A 24,467-nucleotide genomic window follows, 5' to 3' on the forward strand; every position below is an offset into this window, starting at 1 on the left:
CTGCCCGGCATACAACGTCTGACAACGCGACCAGACAGAGAAACCAGAGGAAACAGTGGCAACCACTAACGACATCAAGAACGGAACGGTCCTTAAGCTTGAGGGCCAGCTCTGGAACATCATCGAATTCCAGCACGTCAAGCCTGGCAAGGGCGGTGCGTTCGTCCGCACCAAGATGCGCAACGTGATGTCCGGCAAGGTCGTGGACAAGACGTTCAACGCCGGGCTCAAGATCGAGACCGCCACCGTGGACCGCCGCGACTACCAGTACCTGTACCAGGACGGTGCGGACTTCGTGTTCATGGACACCTCCGACTACGACCAGATCACGGTCTCCGGCGCTACCGTGGGCGACGCCACCAACTTCATGCTCGAAAACCAGATGGTCAACATCGCCATCCACGAGGGCAATCCGCTCTACATCGAACTGCCCCCAAGCGTTGTCCTCGAAATCACCTACACCGAGCCGGGCCTGCAGGGCGACCGCTCCTCCGCCGGCACCAAGCCCGCAACCCTGGAAACGGGCTACGAGATCCAGGTGCCGCTGTTCATCGAGAACAACACCAAGGTCAAGGTGGACACCCGCGATGGCAGCTACCTGGGCCGGGTCACCGAGTAGTGAGCGCCCGCGGTAAAGCCCGCAACAGGGCACTGGATGTTCTTTTCGAAGCCGAGCAGCGATCGGTTTCGGCTTTTGACGTGATCCGTTCGCGGCGCGAAAAGACTGACCAGGTGGTAAACCCATACACCATCGAAATCGTTGAGGGCGTTGTCTCCCACCAGGCAGCCATCGACGAGTTCCTGGAAACGTACTCCCAGGGCTGGAGCCTGGAGCGGATGCCCTCCGTGGACCGCATTATCCTGCGCATCGGCACGTGGGAGCTCCTGTACAACGACGACGTCCCTGACGGCGTCGCGGTCAGCGAAGCTGTGGCACTGGCGAAGACCCTGTCCACTGACGAATCACCGCAGTTCATCAACGGCCTGCTGGGCCGCCTGCAGCAGCTGAAGCCGTCGCTGCTCGCCTGAGCATCACCAACCTACAGCAACACCAGAAGGACCGGCCGCCACGGATGTGGAGGCCGGTCCTTCTGCCGTTAAGGCCCGCATGCCGGGGCTTTCGGCCTGTTCAGTGTGCGACGGCGGCCCGCAGGGCCAGGATGCGCTGCAGCTGCTGCCGCTCCTCAGCCTGGTGCAGCTGGACGTCGCGGCCGCTCAGGATGCGCTGGCGGGTGTTGGCCAGCCGGGTGGCGGCTTTCAGGAATTCCCTCATCTGCCGTTTCCTGCCGTAGTTCCCAGCCCAGTTCAGGGCAGTGCGCCGGCCGCCCAGGGTGGCCATCAGCTCCACCTCGGCCGGCGTGAACCAGCCGGCGGCTGAGTACTCCAGCAGGCGCTGCCGGGTCAGGCGTTTCTCCGCCACCCGCAACAGGATGATGCCGCCAATGGCGAGGAAAAAGATGGGCACCTGGACCATGAGGTACTCCGCCAGGAAGCCCTGCCCCATGCTGTTCCAGCGGTTGTGCAGGAACATGGCCGGCAGCAGCCCCACGAAGAAGGCTGCCACCGAGGCACCCGCATGCCAGCGCCGGGCCGCGAACCCCATCACCAGGCCCGTGGTGCCGGTGAAGATGGCGTGCGCAAAAGGCGACATGACGCCGCGGAGGAAGAAGACCTGGGCAAAGTCGCCGGCGGGATCCGCGGACTCCGCAACAGCACGGCCGACGTACAGGATGTTCTCCGTGAAAGCGAAACCCCCTGCAATGGTGAACGCAAACACCACGCCATCCACCGGTCCGTCAAAGTGCTTCCTTGCCATGAGGAGGAGTATCAGCAGCCCCAGTGACTTTGCGAACTCCTCCACGATGGGGGCCTGCACCGTGGCCATGTAGGCCTGGAGGTCGGCCCCGTCGGAAAACTGGAACGCCAGGACAAAGAACGGCTGGATCAGCAGGGTTACTGCAATGGATACCGCAGCGCCCCAGGTAAACGCGAAGAAGAGCAGCCGCTTCGGTTCAGGTTCCCACTTGTCGATGATGTGCACGGCCAGGAGAACCACTGACAGCGGAACCAGGGACGCGAGGAATCCCACCAGGAACCCGGCCGGCCCGGTGTTGGACAGCAGGAACGGGACCACCAGGAACAGGCTGAGGAAGGCAAGGGTGCTCCCACCAACCGTCAACCCCACCAGGCCGCTGCGCGACCGGCCGGCCTTCATCACGGCTCCCTGGACCTGCGGCGGCACTACCGTGTCCACGGGCCTGCCCACGTGTCCCGGCGCCGGACGGTAGTTCCCCGGCTCCACATGCCCCATCCAGCTCGGGTTGGCTTCGCCCGGGAGCGGCGCAGTTCCCCGCAGCCTGGGATCGTCGGGCGGCCCGGAGGCAGGGTGTCGCGGATTCGTCGGCATAACGACAGCCTAGGTGCGGGCCGCTGCGCCTCCAAGGACAGCGGCGCCGGGCCGCTGCAGTGTGATCAGTACCGCGTCCTCCCGGCACGGGCACCCGGAAACCCGTGTGGTAATTTTGAAACGCACATGATCCTTTTTTAATTCCGTCCTGTGAGGCGGGGAAAGGGGAGACGAGCGTTGACTTCTGTCACCAGCGCACCGGTTCCAGCCAGGGTTGTCCTCAGCCAGGCGGACATTGACCGGGCCCTCACTCGTATCGCCCATGAGATCCTTGAAGCAAATAAGGGTTCGCAGGACCTCGTCCTGCTGGGCATCCCGCGCCGCGGATACCCGCTGGCATTGCGCCTCGCCGAAAAAATCGCCGCCGCGGACAGCAGCGTTGACGCCGCCGCCATCGTTGGCCAGCTGGATGTCACGATGTTCCGTGATGACCTCTCCCACCAGGGGACAAGGCCGCCGTACCCCACCAAGCTGCCCCGGACGGGCATCGACAACAAGGTGGTTGTCCTCATTGACGACGTCCTGTACTCCGGCCGCACCATCCGCGCCGCCCTTGACGCGCTCGTCGACCTCGGCCGTCCGCGCATCGTCCGGCTCGCTGTGCTGATCGACCGCGGCCACCGCGAACTCCCCATCCGGGCCGACCACGTGGGCAAGAACCTGCCCACATCGTCGGCAGAAAAGGTCCGGGTCCGGCTGGCTGAGACCGACACAGCCCCCGGCGGCACGCCGGTCAACGAGGTAGTTATCGAGGGCCGTTCATGAAGCACCTGCTCTCCACCGAGAACCTCAGCCTCGCCAATGCGATCCGTATCCTGGACACCGCCGAGGAGATGGCAGCGGTAGGCGACCGCGAGGTCAAGAAGCTCCCGGCGCTCCGCGGCCGCACCGTGGTGAACCTCTTCTTCGAGGACTCCACCCGCACCCGGATCTCCTTCGAAGCCGCCGCCAAGCGGCTCAGTGCGGATGTCATCAACTTCGCGGCCAAAGGCTCCTCGGTGTCCAAGGGTGAGTCCCTGAAGGACACCGCCCAAACGCTGTCCGCCATGGGAGCGGACGCCGTCGTCATCCGTCACTGGGCCTCCGGCGCACCGCACCGCCTCGCAGCCACGGACTGGATTGACGCTGCCGTGATCAACGCCGGCGACGGCACGCACGAACACCCCACCCAGGCCCTGCTGGATGCGTTCACCATGCGCAGGCACTGGGCGCGCCTGGCCGGTACCGGTTCCGAAGGTGCGGACCTCAAGGGCATGCGGGTTGCCATCGCCGGGGACGTCCTGCACTCCAGGGTTGCCCGTTCCAACGTCTGGCTGCTCCGTACGCTCGGGGCGGAGGTGACCCTGGTGGCCCCGCCCACGCTGCTGCCCATCGGCGTCGAAAAGTGGCCCTGCAAGGTCAGCTACAACATGGACGAAACGCTCGAGCAGGGCGTCGACGCCGTGATGATGCTGCGGGTCCAGGGCGAACGCATGAACGCATCCTTCTTCCCCAGCACCCGTGAGTACTCCCGGCGGTGGGGATTCGATGACAACCGCCTGAAAGCCCTGGACACGCTGGGCATGAAGGACACCATCATCATGCACCCGGGCCCCATGAACCGTGGCCTGGAGATTTCCGCGGCTGCCGCAGACTCACCCCGATCCACCGTGCTGGCCCAGGTCCGCAACGGCGTCTCGGTGCGGATGGCCGCCCTCTACCTGCTGCTTTCGGGAGACACCCGGGAACCAGCCGCCACCCCAGCCCTGGCCTACGCCGGCACCCATTCCACCAAGGAGAGCAACTGATGGCAGCCAACACCGGAACCTACCTGATCCGCGGCGCCTCGATCCTGGGCGGCGAACCGGCGGACCTGCTGATCCGCGACGGCGTCATCGCCGAAACCGGAAGCGGCCTCAATACGGAAGGCAGGGCCAACGACGTCACCGTCATCGACGCTACCGGCCTGGTGGCGCTGCCCGGCATGGTGGACGTGCACACGCACCTCCGCGAGCCCGGGCGCGAGGACGCCGAAACCGTGGAGACGGGTACCCGCGCAGCGGCCCTGGGCGGCTACACCGCCGTGCATGCCATGGCCAACAGCACGCCCGTGGCAGACACTGCGGGCGTTGTGGAGCAGGTCTACACCCTCGGCCGGGCAGCCGGCTGGGTGGACGTGCGGCCGGTCGGTGCGGTCACCGTGGGCCTGGCGGGCGAGCAGCTGGCCGAACTCGGGGCCATGGCCGATTCCCGCGCACGCGTCCGGATGTTCTCCGACGACGGCATCTGCGTCCACGATCCCGTGCTGATGCGCCGTGCGCTGGAATACGTCAAGGCGTTCGACGGCGTGGTGGCCCAGCACGCGCAGGAGCCGCGCCTTACTGCCGGCGCCCAGATGAACGAGGGCGAGGTGTCCGCTGTACTCGGCCTCGCAGGCTGGCCCGCCGTGGCGGAGGAAAGCATCATTGCCCGCGACGTCCTGCTGGCGCAGCACGTTGGTTCCCGGCTGCACGTCTGCCACGTCTCCACCGCCGGCTCCGTGGAAATCATCCGCTGGGCCAAGGAGCGGGGGATCAACGTCACGGCTGAGGTGACGCCGCACCACCTGCTGCTGACCGATGACCTGGTCCGCAGCTACGACCCCGTCTTCAAGGTCAACCCGCCGCTGCGCACCGACGCGGACGTCCGGGCGCTGCGCGCCGGCCTGGCGGACGGCACCATCGACGTCGTGGGTACCGACCACGCCCCGCACCCCAGCGAGCACAAGGAATGCGAGTGGGCGCAGGCGGCCATGGGTATGACGGGGCTGGAAACCGCCCTCTCCGTGGTCCAGCACACCATGATCGAAACCGGCCTCATGACGTGGGCGGACTTCGCCCGCGTCACCTCCACCGCTGCGGCGAAGATCGGCCGGCTGGCTGACCAGGGCCGGCCGCTGGAGGCGGGGGAGCCCGCGAACGTCATCCTGGTGGATCCGGCTGCCCGCTGGACTGTCGATCCGTTCAGCATGGCCACCATGGGCCGGAATTCGCCGTTCAAGGGAAGGGAACTGCCCGGCAGGGTGGTGGCCACCTTCTTCAAGGGGCACCCCACTGTCCTCGACGGTGAACTCAACACGCCGTACCCCTACGCCGACGCAACCGCAGGCGTTGCCTGATGGAGAAAATCCTTCCGGGACTGGCGATGCTGGCGATCATCGCCGTCGTGTTTGTCCTCCTCGCCATCGGCTGGCGCAGCAGGCTCCGCCGCCAGTCCGACGTCGACCAGCTGCCTGCCGTGCCCGCCGAACCTGGCGAGCCGATCGCCGGTGCGGAAGGGCAGTACGTGGCCACCACCACCGCCGGCGACTGGCTGGACCGGATCGCGGTGCACGGCCTGGGGATCAGGACCACCTCAACCCTCGAGGTGTATCCGCACGGCGTCCTTTTCGACCGGTCCGGCGCTCCCGCCCTCTACATCCCGGCCGCATCACTCGCCGGCGTCCGGCAGGACAGCGGCATGGCAGGTAAATTCGTGGAAAAGGACGGACTCCTGGTCCTGTCCTGGGTACATGGCAGCCACGAACTGGACTCCGGCTTCCGCACCCGCCGTGCGGCGGACAAGGACCGGCTCTTCGAAACACTTCAGGAATTGATTTCTTCAGCCCCGGCGGCTGACGCCAACAGTGGAAAGTAAGACAGTGACAACAAACACAGCAGTAAACGCCCCAGTTTCCGCTCCAGTGGCAGCTCCGGCTGCGTTGGTGCTCGAGGACGGCCGCATTTTCCGCGGAAGCAGCTACGGCGCCACCGGAACCGCCCTCGGAGAAGCAGTCTTCGCCACCGGCATGACCGGCTACCAGGAAACCATCACGGACCCCTCGTACGCGCGCCAGCTCGTGGTCCAGACGGCACCCCACATCGGCAACACCGGCGTGAACAGCGAGGACGCCGAGTCCCGCCGCATCTGGGTCGCGGGATACATTGTCCGCGACGCTGCCCGCCGACCCTCCAACTGGCGCTCCGAGCGCTCACTGGACGACGAACTGGTGGAGCAGGGAATCGTCGGGATCCAGGGCGTGGATACCCGGGCGATCACCCGGCACCTGCGCGAGCACAAGACCATGCGCGCCGGCATCTTCTCCGGGGAGGCCGCCCAGGCCACGGACAAGGAACTGGTCGACGCCGTCCTGGCCAGCGCCCCCATGGAGGGCTCCCGGCTGGCCGAGGAAGTCAGCGTTGACGAGGCCTACGTGGTGGAGCCGAAGGACCACGGCTGGGAAGGCGACCCCCGGTTCACCATCGCGGCGATCGACCTTGGCATCAAGGCCATGACTCCGGTCCGCTTCGCCGAGCGCGGCGTTCGCGTCCACGTGCTGCCCGCCACCGCCACGCTGGAGGACGTGAAGGCCGTCAACCCCGATGGCTTCTTTATGTCCAACGGCCCCGGCGACCCCGCCACGGCAGACGCCCAGGTCAAGCTGCTCCGCTCCGTCCTGGACGAGAAGCTGCCCTACTTCGGCATCTGCTTCGGCAACCAGATCCTGGGCCGCGCACTGGGCTTCGGCACCTACAAGCTCCGCTACGGCCACCGCGGCATCAACCAGCCCGTCATGGACCGCCGCACCGGCAAGGTGGAGATCACCTCCCAGAACCACGGCTTTGCCGTGGACGCACCGCTCGACGGCGCCACGCAGGCTCCGGAGGAACGGTACGGTCGCGTGGAGGTCAGCCACGTCAGCCTGAACGACGACGTCGTGGAAGGGCTCGCCTGCCTGGACATCCCCGCTTTCTCCGTGCAGTACCACCCCGAGGCCGCGGCCGGCCCGCACGACGCCGCCTACCTGTTCGACCGCTTCATCGAGCTGATGGAGGGCACCCGGGACGGCAGGACCGCGAACCTGTCCAAGGAGCCCGTGGACGCCGCGCACCCCGCCGGCGCGGCAACGCCGAATAATTCCGACAACAAGACTGAGGACAAGAAGTAATGCCGAAACGTACAGATCTCAAGAGCGTCCTCGTCATTGGTTCCGGCCCGATCGTTATCGGCCAGGCCGCCGAGTTCGACTACTCCGGGACCCAGGCGCTGCGCGTCCTCAAAGAGGAAGGCCTGCGGGTCATCCTGGTCAACTCCAACCCGGCCACCATCATGACCGACCCCGAGTTCGCCGACGCCACCTACATCGAACCCATCACCCCCGAGGTGGTGGAGAAGATCATCGCCAAGGAACGCCCGGACGCCGTCCTGCCTACCCTGGGCGGACAGACCGCGCTGAACACCGCCATCGCCCTGGATAAGAACGGTGTGCTCGAGAAGTACAACGTGGAACTCATCGGGGCCAACATCGCCGCCATTGAGCTCGGGGAGGACCGCGAAAAGTTCAAGGGCGTGGTGGAGCGCTGCGGCGCCGAGTCCGCCCGCAGCCACATCATCCACACCATGGACGAGGCATTGAAAGCCGCCGAGGACCTCGGTTACCCCATGGTGGTCCGGCCCTCCTTCACCATGGGCGGCCTGGGCTCCGGCCTCGCGTACAACGAGGACGACCTCCGCCGCATCGTGGGCCAGGGCCTGCAGTACAGCCCCACCAGCGAGGTGCTGCTCGAAGAGAGCATCCTCGGCTGGAAGGAGTACGAACTCGAGATGATGCGGGACAAGAACGACAACGTCGTGGTGGTCTGCTCCATCGAGAACTTCGATCCCGTCGGCGTCCACACCGGCGACTCCATCACGGTGGCACCGGCCCTCACCCTCACCGACCGCGAATACCAGCGCCTGCGCGACATCTCCATCGCCGTCATCCGTGAAGTGGGCGTGGACACCGGCGGCTGCAACATCCAGTTCGCCATCGACCCCGCCACCGGCCGCGTGGTGGTCATCGAAATGAACCCCCGCGTCTCCCGTTCCTCGGCGCTGGCGTCCAAGGCCACCGGCTTTGCCATCGCCAAGATCGCCACCAAGCTCTCCCTGGGCTACACGCTGGACGAGATCCCCAACGACATCACGCAGAAGACCCCGGCGTCCTTCGAACCCACCCTGGACTACGTTGTGGTCAAGGTTCCGCGGTTCGCGTTCGAGAAGTTCCCGGCTGCTGACAACACGCTGACCACCACCATGAAGTCGGTGGGTGAGGCCATGGCCATGGGCCGCAACTTCACCGAAGCCCTGCAGAAGGCCCTGCGCTCCCTGGAGCAGAAGGGCTCGCAGCTGGACTTCAGCTCCGTCCCCGAATGGGAGGTGCCGGACCTCATCGAGAAGGCGAAGCGTCCCACCACCGAACGCCTGCACCAGGTCCAGCGCGCACTCCTGGGCGGCGCCAGCGTGGAGGACCTCTTCGAGGCCACCAAGATCGATCCCTGGTTCCTTGACCAGCTCCAGTTGCTCAATGAGATCTCCCGCGAAATCCGCCAGGCCGGTGCGCTGACGGCTGACATGCTGAAGCGCGCCAAGCGCCACGGCTTCTCCGACGAGCAGATCGGTGCCCTCACGCACAACTCCGAAGCCGTGGTCCGCGGTGTCCGCCAGGCCCTGGGCATCCGTCCGGTCTACAAAACCGTGGACACCTGCGCGGCGGAATTCGCCGCCTACACGCCGTACCACTACTCGGCGTACGACGAGGAAGACGAGGTTGCGCTGCACTCCAAGCCGTCCATCCTGATCCTCGGTTCCGGCCCCAACCGGATCGGCCAGGGCATCGAGTTCGACTACTCCTGCGTCCACGCCTCCATGGCGCTGCGCAAGGCCGGGTACGAGACGGTGATGGTCAACTGCAACCCGGAGACCGTCTCCACCGACTACGACATCTCCACCCGCCTCTACTTCGAGCCCCTGACGCTCGAGGACGTGCTGGAGGTCATCGCGGCGGAGGAACGCACCGGCGGCGTGATGGGCGTCTTCGTCCAGCTCGGCGGCCAGACCCCGCTGAAGCTGGCCCAGCAGCTGGCGGATGCCGGTGTCCCCATCCTCGGAACGTCCCCGGAGGCCATCGACCTCGCCGAGCACCGCGGCGCGTTCTCCCGCGTCCTGGACAAGGCGGGCCTGATCTCCCCGAAGAACGGCACCGCCGTGTCCTTCGAGGACGCCAAGAAGATTGCCGATGAAATCGGTTATCCGGTCCTGGTCCGCCCGTCCTACGTGCTGGGCGGCCGCGGCATGGAGATCGTCTACGACGAGCCCAACCTGTCCCGCTACATCGCCAACGCCACGGAGATCACCCCGGACCACCCGGTGCTGATCGACCGCTTCCTGGAGGACGCCGTCGAAATCGACGTGGACGCCCTCTTCGACGGCACCGACATGTACCTGGGCGGCATCATGGAGCACATCGAGGAAGCCGGCATCCACTCCGGCGACTCCGCCTGCGTCCTGCCGCCCATCACCCTGGGCACCAACGTGCTGGAGCGGGTACGGACGGCGACGCGCGCCATTGCCGAAGGCGTGGGCGTCCGCGGTCTTATCAACATCCAGTTCGCCCTGGCCTCCGACGTCCTGTACGTCCTGGAGGCAAACCCCCGCGCGTCCCGCACCGTGCCGTTCGTCTCCAAGGCGACCGGTGTGCAGATGGCCAAAGCGGCTGCCCTGATCGGCACCGGCGTGACCATCGGACAGCTCCGCAGCGCCTACAAGATGCTGCCCGAGGTGGGCGACGGGTCCACGCTTCCGCTGGATGCGCCGGTGTCCGTCAAGGAGGCCGTCCTGCCGTTCAGCCGCTTCCGCACCCTGGAGGGCAAGGTGGTTGACTCCCTGCTCGGCCCGGAAATGCGCTCCACCGGCGAGGTCATGGGAATCGACAAGCACTTCGACACCGCGTTCGCCAAGAGCCAGGCAGCCGCGAACAACGCGCTGCCCACCGAGGGCAAGATCTTTGTCTCCGTGGCCAACCGCGACAAGCGCTCCGTGATCATGGGCGTCAAGCGGCTCTCCGACCTGGGCTTCGAAATTGTGTCCACCGGCGGCACCGCGGACGTCCTGCGCCGCAACGGCATCCAGGCCACCCCTGTCCGCAAAGTGGCAGAAGGCAGCAGCGCCGAGGGCGAAGGCACCATCGCAGACCTCGTCATCGCCGGCGAAATCGACATGGTCTTCAACACCCCGTCCGGCGGGGAGGCCCGCAGCGACGGCTACGAACTGCGGGCAGCGGCCACCTCCATCGGCATTCCCTGCATCACCACGGTGGCCGAGTTCAACGCCGCCGTGCAGGCCATCGAGGCGATGCGGACCTACGAATGGTCCGTCACCAGCCTGCAGGAGCACGCCGCATCCCTGGCTGAATCCCAGAAGGCGGCCCTGCAGCATGCCTGAGCAGGCTGTGCCGTCCGCTGAAGCACCCGGCCGGGAGTCTTTCGGCTCCCGGCTGGGGGCCGCCATGGCTGCCCGAGGCCCCCTGTGCGTGGGCATCGACCCGCACCCTGCCTTGCTGAAGAACTGGGGGCTGGACGACGACGCCGCCGGGCTGAGGCGCTTTTCGCTGACAGTTTTGGAGGCCGTAGGTTCCCTCGCTGCCGCCATCAAGCCCCAGGTGGCGCTGTACGAACGCCATGGCTCCGCCGGGATGGCCGTCCTTGAAGAGCTTCTTGCCGAAGCCCGCGACGAGAAGGTCCTCACCATCGCCGACGCCAAGCGCGGTGACATCGGCTCCACCATGGCGGCCTATGCCGACGCCTGGCTCCGGGACGATTCACCCCTCGCGGCGGACTCGGTAACGCTCAGTCCCTACCTTGGCTTCGAGTCACTGCGCCCCGCGCTGGACCTGGCAGCCCGGACCGGCCGTGGCGTCTTCGTCCTCGCGCTCACGTCCAACCCCGAGGGCGCTTCCGTCCAGCACGTCGGGGGAGCGGACTCCGTTGCCCGCAGGATCACGCAGTCGGCTGCGGCGGAGAACCGCCGCTACCAGGGGAGCCTCGGCTCCGTAGGCCTGGTGGTGGGTGCAACCGTGGGGTCGGCCCTGTCCGAACTGGACCTTGACCTGGCCGCCGTGCGCGGACCGCTCCTGGCCCCGGGCCTTGGAGCGCAGGGGGCCACGCCTGCCGACCTCCGCGCCACGTTCGGCGCCGCCTACCCGCAGGTCCTCGGCACCTCGAGCAGGGACATCCTGTCCGCCGGGCCGGAGCAGCGCGGCCTGCGGGACGCGGCGCAACGGACCCTGGATGGACTCCGCGGCGAATAGTGGTCCGTTTCAGCGGATGCATTGATTCGGGCAGCACCAAAGGGTAGTTTCAGGACAGGTCCAAGGGCGGTCGCCCCTGGACCCGTCCACCGAATCCGGGGGTGTGCACCATGGTCCTGCGGCCGTTATCCGCATCGGAACGGGCTGAGGCCCTGAACAAGGCAGCAGCAGCCAGGGCCACCCGTGCGGCGGCCAAGGAAAGCCTCAAGAACGGCGAGAGGTCTGCCGCGGACATCATCAGCTCCGCGCTGCAGGACGAGGCCCTGGCACGCATGAGGGTCTCCGAACTCCTTGAGGCCCTTCCCGGCATCGGCAAGGTGCGGGCCGCGGCCATCATGGACCAGCTGGGGATAGCGGCGTCCCGCAGGGTCCGCGGCCTGGGCATCCACCAGCGCCGCGCGCTGGTAGATTTTATAGACGAGAGTTAGGGCGGGCCGAAGCCCGCCCACCCCAAACCCCGGCAAAGGAATACGTGAGCAAGAAACCTGGACTGACAGTCCTCGCTGGTCCGACGGCTGTTGGCAAGGGCACCGTGTCCACTTACATCCGCGACAACTATCCCGAGGTGTGGCTGTCCGTGTCCGCCACCACCCGCGCACCCCGTCCCGGCGAACAGGACGGCGTCCACTACTTCTTCAAGTCCAAGGAGGAGTTCGAGCAGCTTGTCGCTGACGGCGAGCTCCTGGAATGGGCCGTGGTCCATGGGCAGAACACGTACGGGACGCTGAAAAGCACCGTGGACCAGGCCATCGCCGAGGGCCGGTCCGTGCTCCTGGAAATCGACCTGCAGGGTGCCCGGCAGGTGAAAGCCGCCGTTCCGGATGCGCAGTTTGTCTTCCTGGCCCCGCCCAGCTGGGACGAAATGGTCCGCCGGCTGGTGGGCCGCGGCACGGAAACCCCGGAGGAACAGCAGCGCCGGCTGGAAACCGCTAAACTGGAACTTGCTGCTGAACCGGAGTTCGACTACACCGTCATCAATGACGACGTTCGCCGGGCAGCGGACGAGCTTGTTTCACTCATGGGGCTGACCCCGCACCCGCATGGAGCGCCGGAACCGTCAGCCCGCTAGAACTTTGGAGAATTCGTGTCCACGAACCTTGAAGGCATCATCAACCCGCCGATCGATTCGCTGCTCGAGGCAGCCGATTCCAAGTACGGCCTGGTGATTTTCGGTGCCAAGCGTGCTCGTCAGATCAACGCTTACTACGCCCAGCTGCACGAGGGCCTTTTCGAATACGTCGGCCCGCTGGTTGATACCAAGCTGAACGAGAAGTCGCTGTCGATCGCCCTGCGCGAGATCAACGAAGGCAAGCTGGTTTCCACGCCGATCGAAGCTGCAGAGTAAAACTGCCGCCGAACTGACTTGCTGTTGACGGAGGTCACGTGCGCATAGTCCTCGGAGTCGGGGGAGGGATTGCCGCCTACAAGGTGGCATCGCTCCTCCGGCTTTTTACTGAAGCCGGCCACAACGTCACGGTGATCCCCACCGAGGCGTCCACCCGGTTCGTTGGCACTGCCACGTGGGAAGCGCTGTCCGGAAATCCGGTCAGCAACAGCGTCTTCGATGACGTCCACCAGGTCAACCACGTCCGGCTGGGCCACGAGGCTGACCTGATCGTCATCGCCCCGGCCACCGCTGACCTCCTGGCCAAGGCAGCTACCGGACAGGCCGGGGACCTGCTGACGAATACCCTGCTGATGGCCCGCGGCCCTGTCCTGTTCGCCCCCGCCATGCACACTGAAATGTGGCAGCACGCGGCAACCCGGGCCAACGTCGAAACCCTGCGCAGCCGTGGTGCGGCCGTCCTCGAACCCGCCAGCGGCAGGCTTACGGGCGCCGATTCCGGGCCGGGCAGGCTCCCCGAACCGGAAGCCATCTTTGACGCCGCCATGGCCCTGGTGCAGGGGCAGTCGGATTTCCAGCTGCAGCTGGCCGGACGCACCGTCACCATCAGCGCCGGCGGAACCCGCGAACCCCTGGATCCGGTCCGCTTCCTGGGCAACAGGTCCTCCGGGAAGCAGGGAGTCGCCTTGGCAGTCGCAGCCCGGAACGCCGGCGCGACCGTCCGCCTGCTGGCAGCCCACATGGACGTTCCCCCGCCGGCCGGCGTCGAGGTTGTGCCGGTAGAAACGGCCCTGCAGCTGCGGGAAGCTGCCCTTGCTGCGGCGGCTGACTCCGACGTCGTCATCATGTCTGCGGCGGTGGCCGATTTCCGTCCCGCGGCCGTCTCCGACACCAAGATCAAGAAGCGCGACGACCGGGACGATCCCGTCATCACGCTGGTCCGCAACCCGGACATCCTGCACGAACTTGTGGAACTCCGGAACGGCGCTGCCCCGGGCAGGCGGCAGCAGCTGATTGTCGGATTCGCGGCCGAGACCGGGGACAGCGACGGTGACGTCCTGGCGCATGCCCGGGCGAAGCTGCAGCGCAAGGGCTGCGACCTCCTTGTGGTCAACCACGTGGGAACGGACAAGGTCTTCGGGCAGGACACCAATTCGGTGGTCATCCTGGCCCGCTCCGGCTCCGAACCACAGGAGGCGTCCGGGACCAAAACGGACGTCTCGGCAGCCATCATCAGCCGGATCTCCGGCGAACTGAATTCCGTTTCGCCACGCTCCTGAGTGTTTCAGGCCACGTCTGCTTAGCACGAAGACATCTCCTGATGTCTCCTGGCGGGTGTCCGTATTCCAACCAGTAAGGTAGTTGAGTGACTTTACCGCTGCACCTTCCCCACACGTCCGGGGCCACGCCCAACGCGCTTCGGCTCTTCACTTCCGAGTCGGTTACCGAGGGCCATCCGGACAAGATCTGCGACCAGATCAGTGACGCCATCCTGGATGCGCTGCTGGCTGCGGACCCGGAATCGCGGGTAGCGGTGGAAACCATGGCCACCACAGGCCTGGTCCACGTTGCAGGCGAGGTCACCACTGATGCCTACGTCGAGATTCCCCAGATCGTGCGCGAGACCATCCTGGGCATCGGCTACGATTCCTCGGCCAACGGTTTCGATGGCGCCCGCTGTGGCGTGTCCGTGTCCATCGGCCAGCAGTCCAACGACATCGCCGGCGGCGTGTTCAACTCGCTGGAAGCCCGCGAAGGGCGGCAGGAGGACGACTACGATCTCCAGGGCGCCGGCGACCAGGGCCTGATGTTCGGCTACGCCAGCGACGAAACTCCCTCCTACATGCCGGTGCCCATCTGGCTTGCGCACCGTCTGTCCGAGCGGCTCACCGAAGTCCGCAAATCGGGGGAACTTGACTACCTCCGCCCCGACGGCAAGACCCAGGTGACGGTCGGCTACGACAAGGATGTCCCGGTCTCCGTGGAAACCGTGGTCATCAGCAGCCAGCACGCCGAAGGCGCAAGCCTGGACCAGCTCCGCGCGGACCTCGCTGCCGTCGTCATCAAGCCGGTGCTTGCAGGGGCCAACCTCGACCTTTCCCGCGTGCGCAACATCCTCAACCCCGCCGGCGAGTTCGTCATCGGCGGTCCCGTGGGCGACGCCGGCCTGACCGGTCGCAAGATCATCGTTGACACCTACGGCGGCATGGCTCGGCACGGCGGCGGGGCCTTCTCGGGCAAGGACCCGTCCAAGGTGGACCGCTCCGCCGCGTACGCCATGCGCTGGGTTGCCAAGAATGTGGTGGCCGCAGGGCTGGCCAAGCGCGCAGAAATCCAGATCGCCTACGCCATCGGCCAGGCCCGTCCGGTGGGCACCTACGTGGAAACATTCGGCACGGAGACGGTTGATCCTGCCCGCATCAGCGCCGCCATCGCGGAGATTTTCGACCTGCGCCCCCGCGCCATCATCGACGCACTGGACCTGAAACGGCCCATCTACGCCAAGACCGCCGCCCACGGCCACTTTGGCCGCGATGAGCCGGACTTCACCTGGGAGCGCCTGGACCGCGTAGATGACCTGAAGGCGTTCTTCAACGCCTAGGCCCGGGGCTGCAAGCCCGCTTCCGGCCTGAACCTTTGCCTGTGTCTTTGCCTGTATTGTGCCTCCGGCAACATGTCAGTGCCCTGTGATTGGCTGAACTTGTCCATCCGGGAGCCGAAGGGAGGTTACTGCCATCGCTGCTGACAGGCCTGTCCAGGCGTCCCTGGACCTCCCCGATGCCGTGCAGCCGTCCCTGCTGCAGGGCTTTCCGGCCACCACCCGGCCCGCCGGGCCGCAGCTGGCCAGGCACCTGCCCGTGGCCAGGGTGCTGGTGGAATCCTCCCTGCCGCACCTGGACCGGCTCTTCGATTATGGGGTTCCGGACATCCTCGACCATGCCGCCAGGCCGGGCGTCAGGGTCAAGGTCAAGTTCAACGGCCAGGACCTCAACGGGTTCCTGATGGAACGCGTGGCGGAATCCGACGCCGGACACACCCTGGTGCCGTTGGCGAAGGTTGTGTCCCCGGTGTCCGTGCTGACGCCTGCCGTCCGGGAGCTGGTTTCCTCCGTCGCCGCACGCTACGCCGGGGCGGTCAGCGATGTCCTCCGCGTCGCCGTTCCGCCCAGGGTGGCCAGGCTGGAAAAGGAGTTGGCGTCAGCGGAGCCGGAGGGGCAGGCAGTCCCGGACCAGGCAGAACCGCGCGAGGCCACGGCCCTGCAGGCGCTCCCCGCGCAGGACGCCCTGCCGGGTGCCTGGGCCGCCTACCATAACGGCCAGGCCTTCCTGCAGCACTTGGCCGGTGGCGGTTCGCCCAGGGCAGTGCTGAACCCGCTGCAGGGATTTGGTCCGGGTGGATGGCCCCAGTTGCTGGCGGAAGCGGTGGCTGCTGCGTACGCTTCAGGGCGCGGCGCGGTGGTGGTGGTGCCCGATTACCGCGACCTTGACCGCCTTGAAGAGGCGCTCCACGGCCTGCTGCCCGAAGACGCAGTTGCCCGGCTGACCGCAGACGACGGTCCCACCCCGCGCTACCGGAATTTCCTCCGGCTCCTGGCGGGGACTGCCCGGGTTGCCATCGGCACCAGGTCGGCAGCTTTTGCCCCGGTCCGGGACCTCGGCCTGGTGGCCTGCTGGGACGACGGCGACGACCTCCACATCGAGCAACGCGCCCCTTACGCGCACGCACGCGAGGTGCTGCTCCTGCGGGCCGAACAGGAGGACGCCGCCTGCCTCCTTGCCGGCCACTCCCGCAGCACGGAAGCCCAGCGGCTGGTAGGGGCGGGGTGGGCACGTGCGGTAGAAGCGGGCCGCCGTGACGTCCGGAGGACTGTTCCCCGCATCGTCAATACTGCTGACAGCTTTGAGCAGGAGCGGGATCCGCTGGCCAGGATTGCCCGCCTGCCCGGCGCCGCGTGGCGGGCCGCCAAGGAAGGCCTGGAGCGCGGACCGGTCCTGGTCCAGGTGGCCCGCGCCGGTTACGCGCCGTCGCTGGCCTGTGAGATGTGCCGCGAGCCGGCGCGCTGCGGCAGTTGCCAGGGACCGCTGGCCGTGGCAGGCGCCAGCGGCACGTCCGCCATGCCCCAATGCCGCTGGTGCTCCACCCCGGCGCCGGACTGGCACTGCGTGCACTGCGGCGGCAGGCGCCTGCGCAAGGGTGCTACCGGAGTCATCAGGACAGCTGAGGAACTCGGCCGCGCCTTTCCCGGGAAGACCGTCGTTACTTCCTCGGGAGACCAGGTAAAGGCTGCGGTGGGTCCGGGCAAGGCGCTGGTGGTGGCCACGGTGGGTGCCGAACCGGTGGCCGACGGGGGATACGCAGCTGCACTGCTCCTGGACGGTGATTCACTCCTGCGTCGGGAGACACTGCGCGCCGGCGAGGATACCGTGCGGCGGTGGTTCAACGCGGCCGCGCTGGTGCGTCCAGCCGCGGACGGCGGCCTGGTGGTGGTCACGGCCGCGGATACGGCTGCCGTGGGTGCACTGCTCCGCTGGGATCCCGCCGGTTATGCGGAGCGGGAACTTTCCCTGCGGATGGAACTGCAGCTTCCGCCCGCGGTCCGCATCGCCTCCGTCACCGGGCCGCGCGCCGCCGTCGAACATTACACCGGTGCCGTGGCAGCGGAACTTGCCTCCGGGGGGATCACCTTGCGGACCGCCGGACCCGCACCCGTGGTGCTCAGCGGTCCGCCGTCGACCCGCCGTTCAGCGGAAGATGTGCGCACCCTGCTCTTCTTCCCCTATGGACAGGCTGCGGCCGTCACCCGCGTCCTGAGGGTCACCAGGGCCGCGGTCGCCGCGAAACGCTCCAGCGAACCCTTCCAGCTCCGGCTGGACGGCGTCGACGTCCTTTAGGGGCGGTCCCCTAGCGCTGGCGCCGGACCATGATCTCGTGTGCCACATCCACCAGCTGGCGGGCCGACTCATCCCAGGTGAACTCCCGTGCACGCGCAACGCAGCGCCGCGACAATTCCTCCCAGTGCCCATTGTCCTGGAGTGTGTGCACGGCATGAACAAACTCTTCGGGGGACTCCGGGTCAACGTAGAGCGCGGCGTCCCCGCCGACTTCCCGGAAGATGGGAATGTCGCTGGCAATAACCGGGGTGCCGAGCGCCATGGCCTCCACCAGGGGAAGACCGTAGCCTTCAGCCCGGGACAGGCTGACCAGCGCCGCAGCCGAGCGCAGGAACGCGTGATACTCCTCGTCCGTGACGCCGTTGTGGAACACCACGTGCGCTCCTGGAGGAACCAGTCGTTCCAGTTCCGCGCGGCGTTGGGGTGTGATGCGGCTGAGCAGGTGGAGCGTGTAGCCGGGCAGGCCCGCCATACCCGACACCATGGTTTCCACGTTTTTGTACGGCATGAAAGAGCCCATGTACACGAGCGCGCGGTCTGCACCGGCGTCAGCGGGCCGGGGCCCGTGCTCCTGCTCCGGCTGGGGGGCATTGCTGATGATCCGTACGGGACGGCGGGTCAGTCGGTACTTTGCGATCAGCGCTTCAGTGGTGCGGCTGATGGTGGCCACGGTGTCGGCCCGGTTGAGGAGCAGGCGCTGGGGCCAAAAAGCCTTGTGGTACAGCCGCCACAAGAGCCGTACCGGTGCGGGCAGGAATCCCGGCGGGGCGGGGTGTTCGTAATAAATGAGGTCGTGGAGCGTCAGGACCAGGCCGTACTTGCGGCCCCAGGTGCCCATGGTCTGCATCGGGCACACCACCACGTCAGCGCCCAGCCTGTTAATGGTGCGCGCCACAAACAGTTCCCTGGGCGACAACGGGCTGCTGATCAGCGTGTAGGGAACATCCGGGAGCAGGGGGAGCTGCCGGACGTCCGAGACAAGCATCGAAACGTCCGCGATCTTCGCGGTGGCTGCGATCAGGCTTGCCCCGTAGCGGCTGATGCCGTCGTGGTGGTCGGTCCGGGTAAAACGTGCGTCGATGACAATCTTCACGCGGGGTGGTCCTTCAGGAAGCTGCGGATGAACGAGGCTGCCGGTTCGGGGGTTTCGTAATGGATCAGGTGTCCGACGCCGGGAATCACCTTGAGTTCGCCGTCCGGCAGCAGCGCAGCCAGCCGGCGCTGGTCTGGGAGCACTGCGATCTCGTCCTTTTCACCGGCGATCAGCAGTACCGGAAGGGTGAGCCGGCCGGCCACCTCGGCCACGTGGCTGCTGACCGACGCGGTGAAGGACTCAAGGAGGCTGTCACGGCTGGCAAAAGCGCTGAAGTAGGCGTTGTGCTGATCGTGGATGAAACGGCGCAGGTCCCTGTCGGCCGTCTTGGCCATGGTTTCGCTCATGACCCGGACAATCAGCGGGCTCCGCAGCAAAGCCAGTCCCAGCTGCCGGGGAAGGCGCGCGGCAAGCCGGTAGTAGAGGACCGCGAGCCGGGTCATCACACCCTTCGGACCCTCGAGGGCCGGTGCGGCGATCGGGTTGATGAGGATCAGCGGGTTGACGGCTCCCGGATGGCCGGCCACGAAGTGCGCGGCAATGATGGAGCCGAAGGAATGGCCCAGCAGGACCGTTTCCGGGCCCAGGCCGAGGGCTGCCATGAATCCGGTGATGAACGAGCCGTACCGCTCCACCGCATGCCGGCCGGACGTGAACGCTTCCGAATTACCGAATCCGGGCAGGTCCGGCATGATGATGCGCATGTCGGGAAGCTGGTCCGCCACGCGCAGGAGTCCGTGATGGTCTCCGCGGAAGCCATGGATTACCAGGATGGTCCGCGTTTCCGGGCCGGCATGAAGCGGTTCGTAGGTCCAGAAGGCCACCTTGCCGCCGTCGATCTCCACCGACGAGGACGACGTGCGGGCCGCAAGTCCGTGGCTGAAGTAGGCGGGCGAGGCAGGCCCGGGGTGTGCTGTGGTCATTTGTGCGGCCTTAGTTGACGTGGTCGGGGTGCGAGCCGGTGCGGTGCCCCCGGTCGAGCCCTGCCAGCGCAGTCATGTCCCGGTCCGAGAGCTCGAAGTCGAAGACGTTGAGGTTTTCCCGGATGCGCGACTCCGTGCTGGCCTTGGGGATGGCGATGTTGCCCAGTTGCATGTGCCAGCGCAGGATCACCTGGGCAGGGGTCTTGCCGTGTTCAGCGGCGCAGGCGTGGACCACGGGATCTGCGAGGACCTGGCCGCGGCCCAGGGGGCTCCAGGCCTCCGTCCTGATGCCCAGCCCGTCATGCAGCGTGCGCAGTTCCGCCTGCTGCAGCCACGGGTGCAGCTCGATCTGGTTGACGGCGGGAACCACCTCTGCCGTTTGGAGCAGCCGGTCAAGATGTGAGGGCTGGAAGTTGCTGACGCCGATGGCCCGGACTTTCCCTTCCCGGTACAGGGTCTCCAAGGCCCGGTACGTATCGGGAAAAAGCCCGCGCCTGGCGCAGGGCCAGTGGATCAGGTACATGTCCACGTAATCGAGGCCAAGGTTGACCATGGAGTCGTCAAAGGCCCGCAGCGTGGAGTCGTAGCCGTGATGGTCGTTCCACACCTTGGTGGTGACGAACACGTCCTCCCTGGACAAGGCCGGGAAAAGTTCACCCGACCCGCCGCTGACGGCATCCCCGCCCAGCTGGGAACTGATCCCGCGGGCCACGCCGGTTTCGTTGCCGTACATGGCGGCGGTGTCGAAATGGCGGTAGCCGGCGGCGAGCGCGGTGGCAACGAGCCCTTCTGCGTCACCGGCCGGGACCTTGTACAGTCCAAAACCGAGTTGGTGGATCAGCACGCCGTTGTTCAGGCTGAGCCGCGGTGAGGTTCTCATAGCCACGACTCTACCCATTAGCCCCCGGGAGGCCCTCGTAATCCACCAGGCGCCGCGCTGTGGCCTCATCCAGGATCAGGTCGGTGGCCAGGCCGGCGGCCAGGGCACCGCGGAGCCCCTTGATCTTGGACACCCCGGACACCACGCAGATCCTCCGCCGGACCTGACGCAGTTCTGCCAAGGCCGGGCCCGTGGACCTTTCGTTGAGGATGATTCCGTCGGAGGATCCGTCGCCCCGGAAAAAGACGGTGGCAACGTCACCCACCACGTCGGACGTGGCCAGGATATTCAGGTCCATCTCGTCCAGGTACCCCCCGGCGTAGACGTGGCTGGGGTAGTCCGCATCCACGGAACCCACGCCGAAGATGGCGATGCTCATCTTCGCCTGGAGTTCCAGGATCCGTTGCACGCTGCGCTCATTCCACATGGCGGTTTTTGTGGCGGCATGATCAAAAAAAGCCGGCACGGGGAACTGTTCCACCCTGGCCCCGTAGGCGCTTCCGAACCGCCGCATGATGTCGCTGGCGTACGTAATGCCCGTGGTGTGCATGTTGCCCGCGCCGTTCAACTGCACGATGACACTGTCGTGGGTGATCTTGCGGGTGAGGTGGCGGCTGACGGCGCTCAGGGTGGATCCCCAGGCCACCCCGATGATTGCGTTGGAGTCCACCACGGGCCCGATGGTGCGCGCGGCCTGCATGGCTACGCGGTCCAGCGTTTCGGCTTCATTCAGTGTTTCCAGGACCGGCACCACGTGGACATCCACGCCATAGCGCTGCCTGATCCTGCCTTCAAGCTCCGGGCCGGTGTCCAGCGGATTGCGGATCTGGATCTGCACCAGACCGGATTCGCGTGCCGAGGACAGGAGCCGGGACACGGTGGATCTGGAGGTCCGGAGTTCCCGGGCTATCGCATCCATGGTCAGGTCCTGCAGGTAATACATTTGTGCAGCCCGCAGCGCGTCAGAGTGCCTTGATGGGTCCATTTCCGCTCCCTCGTGCACATTTGTGCATAGTGCTTGACTCCATTTTCCATTAGTCCAAACAATAGTGGAGAACGGCGGGCCCGCCCACTGGGTTGCCCGCGCCACACAAAGCCCAAGGGAGTCGTTTTGGGACCCAAGGATTTAGCCGGCCGACCTTCTGCAATACCTGCGGAGAAGCAGGGAGCTGAGCGCAGTTCCGTCCACCATCTGCGGCGCCGCCCGCATGCAAAGGTGCTGGTGGTAGGCGGCGGCATCAACGGTGTAGGAACTTTCCGTGACCTCGCGCTGCAGGGCGTGGACGTTGCCCTCGTGGAACGCGGCGACTACTGCCAGGGAGCCAGCGGCGCCTCCTCCCACATGATCCACGGCGGCATCCGCTACCTCGAAAACGGCGAATTCCGCCTGGTCCAGGAGTCAGTGGTGGAGCGCAACCGGCTGCTCCGCATCGCTCCGCACTACGTGAAGCCGCTGCAGACCACCATCCCCATCTTCAGCACCTTCTCCGGCGTGCTGTCCGCGCCCCTGCGCTTCCTGACGCACAAGCAGCAGGGCAAGCCCAAGGAACGTGGCGCCTTCCTTATCAAGCTCGGCCTCAGCCTCTACGATTCGTTCTCCCGTGACGGCGGCACGGTCCCGCGGCACCAGTTCCGCAGCGGCCGGCGGGCCCGCGCGGAACTGCCCGCCCTCCGCCCGGACGTCAAGTACACCGCCACCTACTTTGACGCGTCCGTGCACAACCCGGAGCGCCTGACCCTGGACGTCCTCCAGGATGGGGAGAAGGCCGGCCGGGCGGCCGTGGGCGAGGGCAATGCCCAGGGCTACACGGCCCGTGCCAGCAATTACGTTTCACTGCAGTCCATGACCGGCAAGCCCAATCCGGGCACCGGCAGGGGAAGCACTGTCCGGCTGCGGGACGAACTCACGGGCGAGGAATTCGATTTCACTGCAGACGTCATTGTGAACACCACCGGCGCCTGGGTGGACCTTACCAACGAAGCAATGGGAACTGCCTCCACCTTCATGGGCGGCACCAAGGGCTCCCACATTGTGCTGGACAACCCTGCGCTCCTGGAAGCCTGCCGCGGCCGGGAAATCTTCTTCGAGCACACGGACGGGCGGATCGTCCTGATCTACCCCATGGGGGACCGGGTCCTGGTGGGCACCACTGATGTGGACGCGGATATGGCAGAGGATGCGGTCTGCACGGATGAGGAAATCGAGTATTTCTTCGAGTTGATCGGGCACGTCTTCCCGGACCTACCTGTCACGCGTGAACAGATCGTCTACACCTTTTCAGGAGTGCGGCCGCTGCCACGCCACGATGCCACCCAGCCGGGCTTTGTTTCCCGCGACTACCGCATCGAGCGCCGCGAACCAGTCCAGGACGGGAACGGAAAGGGCGCCGTAGTACTGAGCCTGGTAGGCGGCAAGTGGACCACCTTCCGGGCCCTTGCCGAACACATGACCAACGACGTGCTGGCCGAGATCGGAATGGGCCGCAAAGTCTCCACCGCACAGCTCCCCATCGGCGGCGGCGCAGGCTTTCCCGCTGATGAGCCCGGCGTGCAGAAGTGGATCAAGGAGCACATGGCCTCCGGCCGTGACGCCGACCGTACCGCGGTACTCCTGACCAGGTACGGGACCCGTGCCCAGGATGTCATGGAGTACCTCGATGCCGGACCCGACAGGCTGCTGCACTCCACCCGCGAACTGAGCGTGCGTGAACTTGAGTTCATGGCGGCCCATGAGCAGGTGGGGCACCTGGTGGACGTCCTCATCCGCCGGACATCCCTGGCGTTCAGGGGCCTGGTGACGGGCGAACTGCTGAACGAAGTGGCAGATGTGCTGGCGGTTCCCCTTGGCTGGAACGCCGCGGTCCGGGCGGCAGAGATCAAGCACGCGCAGGACGTGCTGCAAAGGTTCCACCGTGTAGAAACCCACAGCCTGGTCGCCTAGCACCCGGCTGCCGGCCGGGGCGGCAACCCGCCCCGGCCCACGGTCCTTCAACCCGCGAAGGACCTCCATCAGAAAATAAGGAGTCAAAGATGTCTCTTGGAATAGTTTTCCTTTCCGAAGTATTCGGAACGGCGATGCTCACCCTCCTGGGTTGCGGCGTCGTCGCCAACGTTGCCCTACGGGGGACAAAAGGCAACAGCGGTGGGTTCCTGATGGTCACCTGGGGATGGGGCATCGCTGTCTTCGCCGGCGTCTTCGTTGCCGCGAAATCCGGTGCCCACCTGAATCCCGCCGTAACGCTCGGGCTGCTGGTCAACGGAAAAACCGAATACGCGCCGGACGTGCCCGTGGACGTCGCCTCGACGCTGACGTACTTCGGCGGCGAACTGGTGGGCGCCTTCCTCGGTGCCGTGGTGTGCTGGCTGGCATACAAGCAGCACTTTGACGCGGAGCCCGAGGTTGCCAGCAAGCTCGGCGTCTTCTCAACCGGGCCCGCCATCCGGTCCACCCCCTGGAACCTGGTCACCGAGATCATCGGCACCTTCGTCCTGGTATTCGTTATCCTCACCTTCGGCGGAACTCCCTCAGGCCTGGGCCCGCTGGCCGTCGCACTGCTCGTCGTCGGCATCGGCGTGTCCCTCGGCGGCCCCACCGGGTACGCCATCAACCCGGCCCGCGACCTCGGTCCCCGCATTGCCCACGCCCTGCTGCCCATCAAGGGCAAGGGTTCCAGCGACTGGGGCTACTCGTGGATCCCGGTGGTGGGCCCGCTGGTCGGCGGTGCCCTTGCCGGCATCGTGGCCAACCTCGCGCCCATCATCGTTACCGCCGCAGCCTGACCCACTAACAAACACTGCCCAAA

22 protein-coding genes are annotated in these 24,467 nt (G+C 66.4%); 17 read left to right on the plus strand and 5 right to left on the minus strand.

Going from position 1 to position 24,467, the window contains the following annotated elements; translation table 11 throughout:
* Positions 1-55: 55 nt before the first annotated feature.
* Together efp and nusB are read left to right on the plus strand one after the other, a co-directional pair.
* Complete coding sequence (gene efp, locus IEX33_RS09230) at positions 56-619, plus strand: elongation factor P (RefSeq protein WP_066276200.1); 564 nt, start codon at positions 56-58, stop codon at positions 617-619.
* Positions 619-1,029, plus strand: coding sequence for a transcription antitermination factor NusB (gene nusB, locus IEX33_RS09235; protein ID WP_066276198.1), 411 nt, complete (start codon positions 619-621; stop codon positions 1,027-1,029). The genes efp and nusB overlap by 1 nt, the downstream gene beginning before the upstream one ends.
* Before the next feature lie 100 nt (positions 1,030-1,129).
* On the opposite strand, the gene IEX33_RS09240 is transcribed toward nusB, so the two are convergent.
* Positions 1,130-2,407, minus strand: a complete 1,278-nt coding sequence (locus tag IEX33_RS09240) for a PrsW family intramembrane metalloprotease (protein WP_188729560.1) — start codon at positions 2,405-2,407, stop codon at positions 1,130-1,132.
* A gap of 177 nt (positions 2,408-2,584) precedes the next feature.
* On the opposite strand from IEX33_RS09240, the gene pyrR reads away from it, so the two are divergent.
* The 13 genes from pyrR (at position 2,585) to IEX33_RS09305 (ending at position 17,768) form a co-directional block, all read left to right on the plus strand.
* Positions 2,585-3,172 (plus strand): bifunctional pyr operon transcriptional regulator/uracil phosphoribosyltransferase PyrR, encoded by a 588-nt coding sequence (pyrR, locus tag IEX33_RS09245; RefSeq protein WP_104185926.1) that lies wholly within the window; start codon positions 2,585-2,587, stop codon positions 3,170-3,172.
* Positions 3,169-4,194, plus strand: coding sequence for an aspartate carbamoyltransferase catalytic subunit (locus IEX33_RS09250; RefSeq protein ID WP_188729561.1), 1,026 nt, complete (start codon positions 3,169-3,171; stop codon positions 4,192-4,194). The genes pyrR and IEX33_RS09250 overlap by 4 nt, the downstream gene beginning before the upstream one ends.
* On the plus strand, positions 4,194-5,543 hold the full coding sequence (locus tag IEX33_RS09255) for a dihydroorotase (protein WP_188729564.1): 1,350 nt from the start codon (positions 4,194-4,196) through the stop codon (positions 5,541-5,543). The genes IEX33_RS09250 and IEX33_RS09255 overlap by 1 nt, the downstream gene beginning before the upstream one ends.
* Positions 5,543-6,061 carry a PH-like domain-containing protein gene (locus IEX33_RS09260; RefSeq protein ID WP_188729566.1) on the plus strand — a complete coding sequence of 173 codons (519 nt, stop codon included), beginning with the start codon at positions 5,543-5,545 and terminating at the stop codon, positions 6,059-6,061. Before IEX33_RS09255 ends, IEX33_RS09260 begins: the two co-directional genes overlap by 1 nt.
* Before the next feature lie 4 nt (positions 6,062-6,065).
* The gene (gene carA / locus IEX33_RS09265; RefSeq protein ID WP_188729567.1) at positions 6,066-7,352 is read left to right on the plus strand and encodes a glutamine-hydrolyzing carbamoyl-phosphate synthase small subunit; all 1,287 of its coding nucleotides are present in this window, start codon (positions 6,066-6,068) and stop codon (positions 7,350-7,352) included.
* Complete coding sequence (gene carB / locus IEX33_RS09270; protein ID WP_188729569.1) at positions 7,352-10,666, plus strand: carbamoyl-phosphate synthase large subunit; 3,315 nt, start codon at positions 7,352-7,354, stop codon at positions 10,664-10,666. The genes carA and carB overlap by 1 nt, the downstream gene beginning before the upstream one ends.
* Positions 10,659-11,531 (plus strand): orotidine-5'-phosphate decarboxylase, encoded by an 873-nt coding sequence (pyrF, locus tag IEX33_RS09275; RefSeq protein WP_188729572.1) that lies wholly within the window; start codon positions 10,659-10,661, stop codon positions 11,529-11,531. The genes carB and pyrF overlap by 8 nt, the downstream gene beginning before the upstream one ends.
* A gap of 110 nt (positions 11,532-11,641) precedes the next feature.
* Complete coding sequence (mihF, locus tag IEX33_RS09280; protein ID WP_174174766.1) at positions 11,642-11,959, plus strand: integration host factor, actinobacterial type; 318 nt, start codon at positions 11,642-11,644, stop codon at positions 11,957-11,959.
* Between the two features lie 44 nt (positions 11,960-12,003).
* On the plus strand, positions 12,004-12,600 hold the full coding sequence (gene gmk, locus IEX33_RS09285; RefSeq protein ID WP_104185918.1) for a guanylate kinase: 597 nt from the start codon (positions 12,004-12,006) through the stop codon (positions 12,598-12,600).
* A 15-nt stretch (positions 12,601-12,615) separates the two neighbouring features.
* Positions 12,616-12,876, plus strand: a complete 261-nt coding sequence (gene rpoZ / locus IEX33_RS09290) for a DNA-directed RNA polymerase subunit omega (protein WP_003800778.1) — start codon at positions 12,616-12,618, stop codon at positions 12,874-12,876.
* A 38-nt stretch (positions 12,877-12,914) separates the two neighbouring features.
* Positions 12,915-14,156, plus strand: a complete 1,242-nt coding sequence (gene coaBC / locus IEX33_RS09295; protein WP_188729573.1) for a bifunctional phosphopantothenoylcysteine decarboxylase/phosphopantothenate--cysteine ligase CoaBC — start codon at positions 12,915-12,917, stop codon at positions 14,154-14,156.
* Between the two features lie 86 nt (positions 14,157-14,242).
* Positions 14,243-15,478: a methionine adenosyltransferase gene (gene metK / locus IEX33_RS09300; protein WP_188729575.1), complete on the plus strand. Its 1,236-nt coding sequence runs from the start codon at positions 14,243-14,245 to the stop codon at positions 15,476-15,478.
* Positions 15,479-15,659: 181 nt separating this feature from the next.
* Positions 15,660-17,768, plus strand: a complete 2,109-nt coding sequence (locus tag IEX33_RS09305) for a primosomal protein N' (protein WP_229675306.1) — start codon at positions 15,660-15,662, stop codon at positions 17,766-17,768.
* 10 nt (positions 17,769-17,778) lie between these two features.
* On the opposite strand, the gene IEX33_RS09310 is transcribed toward IEX33_RS09305, so the two are convergent.
* The 4 genes from IEX33_RS09310 to IEX33_RS09325 are packed head-to-tail and all read right to left on the minus strand — an operon-like array spanning position 17,779 to position 21,649.
* A complete protein-coding gene (locus tag IEX33_RS09310; RefSeq protein ID WP_188729577.1) occupies positions 17,779-18,861 on the minus strand; it encodes a glycosyltransferase family 4 protein in 1,083 nt (360 codons plus the stop codon).
* Entirely contained in the window at positions 18,858-19,784 is a 927-nt protein-coding gene (locus IEX33_RS09315) for an alpha/beta fold hydrolase (RefSeq protein WP_188729579.1), read from the minus strand. Before IEX33_RS09315 ends, IEX33_RS09310 begins: the two co-directional genes overlap by 4 nt.
* Positions 19,785-19,794: 10 nt before the next feature.
* On the minus strand, positions 19,795-20,664 hold the full coding sequence (locus IEX33_RS09320) for an aldo/keto reductase (RefSeq protein ID WP_188729581.1): 870 nt from the start codon (positions 20,662-20,664) through the stop codon (positions 19,795-19,797).
* A gap of 10 nt (positions 20,665-20,674) precedes the next feature.
* Entirely contained in the window at positions 20,675-21,649 is a 975-nt protein-coding gene (locus tag IEX33_RS09325) for a sugar-binding transcriptional regulator (RefSeq protein WP_188729583.1), read from the minus strand.
* A 126-nt stretch (positions 21,650-21,775) separates the two neighbouring features.
* On the opposite strand from IEX33_RS09325, the gene IEX33_RS09330 reads away from it, so the two are divergent.
* Together IEX33_RS09330 and IEX33_RS09335 are read left to right on the plus strand one after the other, a co-directional pair.
* Positions 21,776-23,605: a glycerol-3-phosphate dehydrogenase/oxidase gene (locus tag IEX33_RS09330; RefSeq protein WP_188729586.1), complete on the plus strand. Its 1,830-nt coding sequence runs from the start codon at positions 21,776-21,778 to the stop codon at positions 23,603-23,605.
* Positions 23,606-23,694: 89 nt separating this feature from the next.
* Positions 23,695-24,444 carry an MIP/aquaporin family protein gene (locus tag IEX33_RS09335; protein WP_188729588.1) on the plus strand — a complete coding sequence of 250 codons (750 nt, stop codon included), beginning with the start codon at positions 23,695-23,697 and terminating at the stop codon, positions 24,442-24,444.
* Positions 24,445-24,467: the final 23 nt, after the last annotated feature.

It is taken from the genome of Pseudarthrobacter scleromae, assembly GCF_014644515.1.
GTDB classification, from domain to species: Bacteria; Actinomycetota; Actinomycetes; order Actinomycetales; family Micrococcaceae; genus Arthrobacter; species Arthrobacter scleromae.

Excerpts from the sequence above, each read along its gene's own strand:
- IEX33_RS09320 (WP_188729581.1), bottom strand. The coding sequence starts at position 20,664 with ATGAGAACCTCACCGCGGCTCAGCCTGAACAACGGCGTGCTGATCCAC.
- IEX33_RS09260 (WP_188729566.1), top strand. The coding sequence starts at position 5,543 with ATGGAGAAAATCCTTCCGGGACTGGCGATGCTGGCGATCATCGCCGTC.
- pyrF (WP_188729572.1), top strand. The coding sequence starts at position 10,659 with ATGCCTGAGCAGGCTGTGCCGTCCGCTGAAGCACCCGGCCGGGAGTCT.
- IEX33_RS09315 (WP_188729579.1), bottom strand. The coding sequence starts at position 19,784 with ATGACCACAGCACACCCCGGGCCTGCCTCGCCCGCCTACTTCAGCCAC.
- IEX33_RS09335 (WP_188729588.1), top strand. The coding sequence starts at position 23,695 with ATGTCTCTTGGAATAGTTTTCCTTTCCGAAGTATTCGGAACGGCGATG.
- mihF (WP_174174766.1), top strand. The coding sequence starts at position 11,642 with ATGGTCCTGCGGCCGTTATCCGCATCGGAACGGGCTGAGGCCCTGAAC.
- IEX33_RS09240 (WP_188729560.1), bottom strand. The coding sequence starts at position 2,407 with ATGCCGACGAATCCGCGACACCCTGCCTCCGGGCCGCCCGACGATCCC.
- IEX33_RS09250 (WP_188729561.1), top strand. The coding sequence starts at position 3,169 with ATGAAGCACCTGCTCTCCACCGAGAACCTCAGCCTCGCCAATGCGATC.
- IEX33_RS09255 (WP_188729564.1), top strand. The coding sequence starts at position 4,194 with ATGGCAGCCAACACCGGAACCTACCTGATCCGCGGCGCCTCGATCCTG.
- IEX33_RS09325 (WP_188729583.1), bottom strand. The coding sequence starts at position 21,649 with ATGGACCCATCAAGGCACTCTGACGCGCTGCGGGCTGCACAAATGTAT.
- carB (WP_188729569.1), top strand. The coding sequence starts at position 7,352 with ATGCCGAAACGTACAGATCTCAAGAGCGTCCTCGTCATTGGTTCCGGC.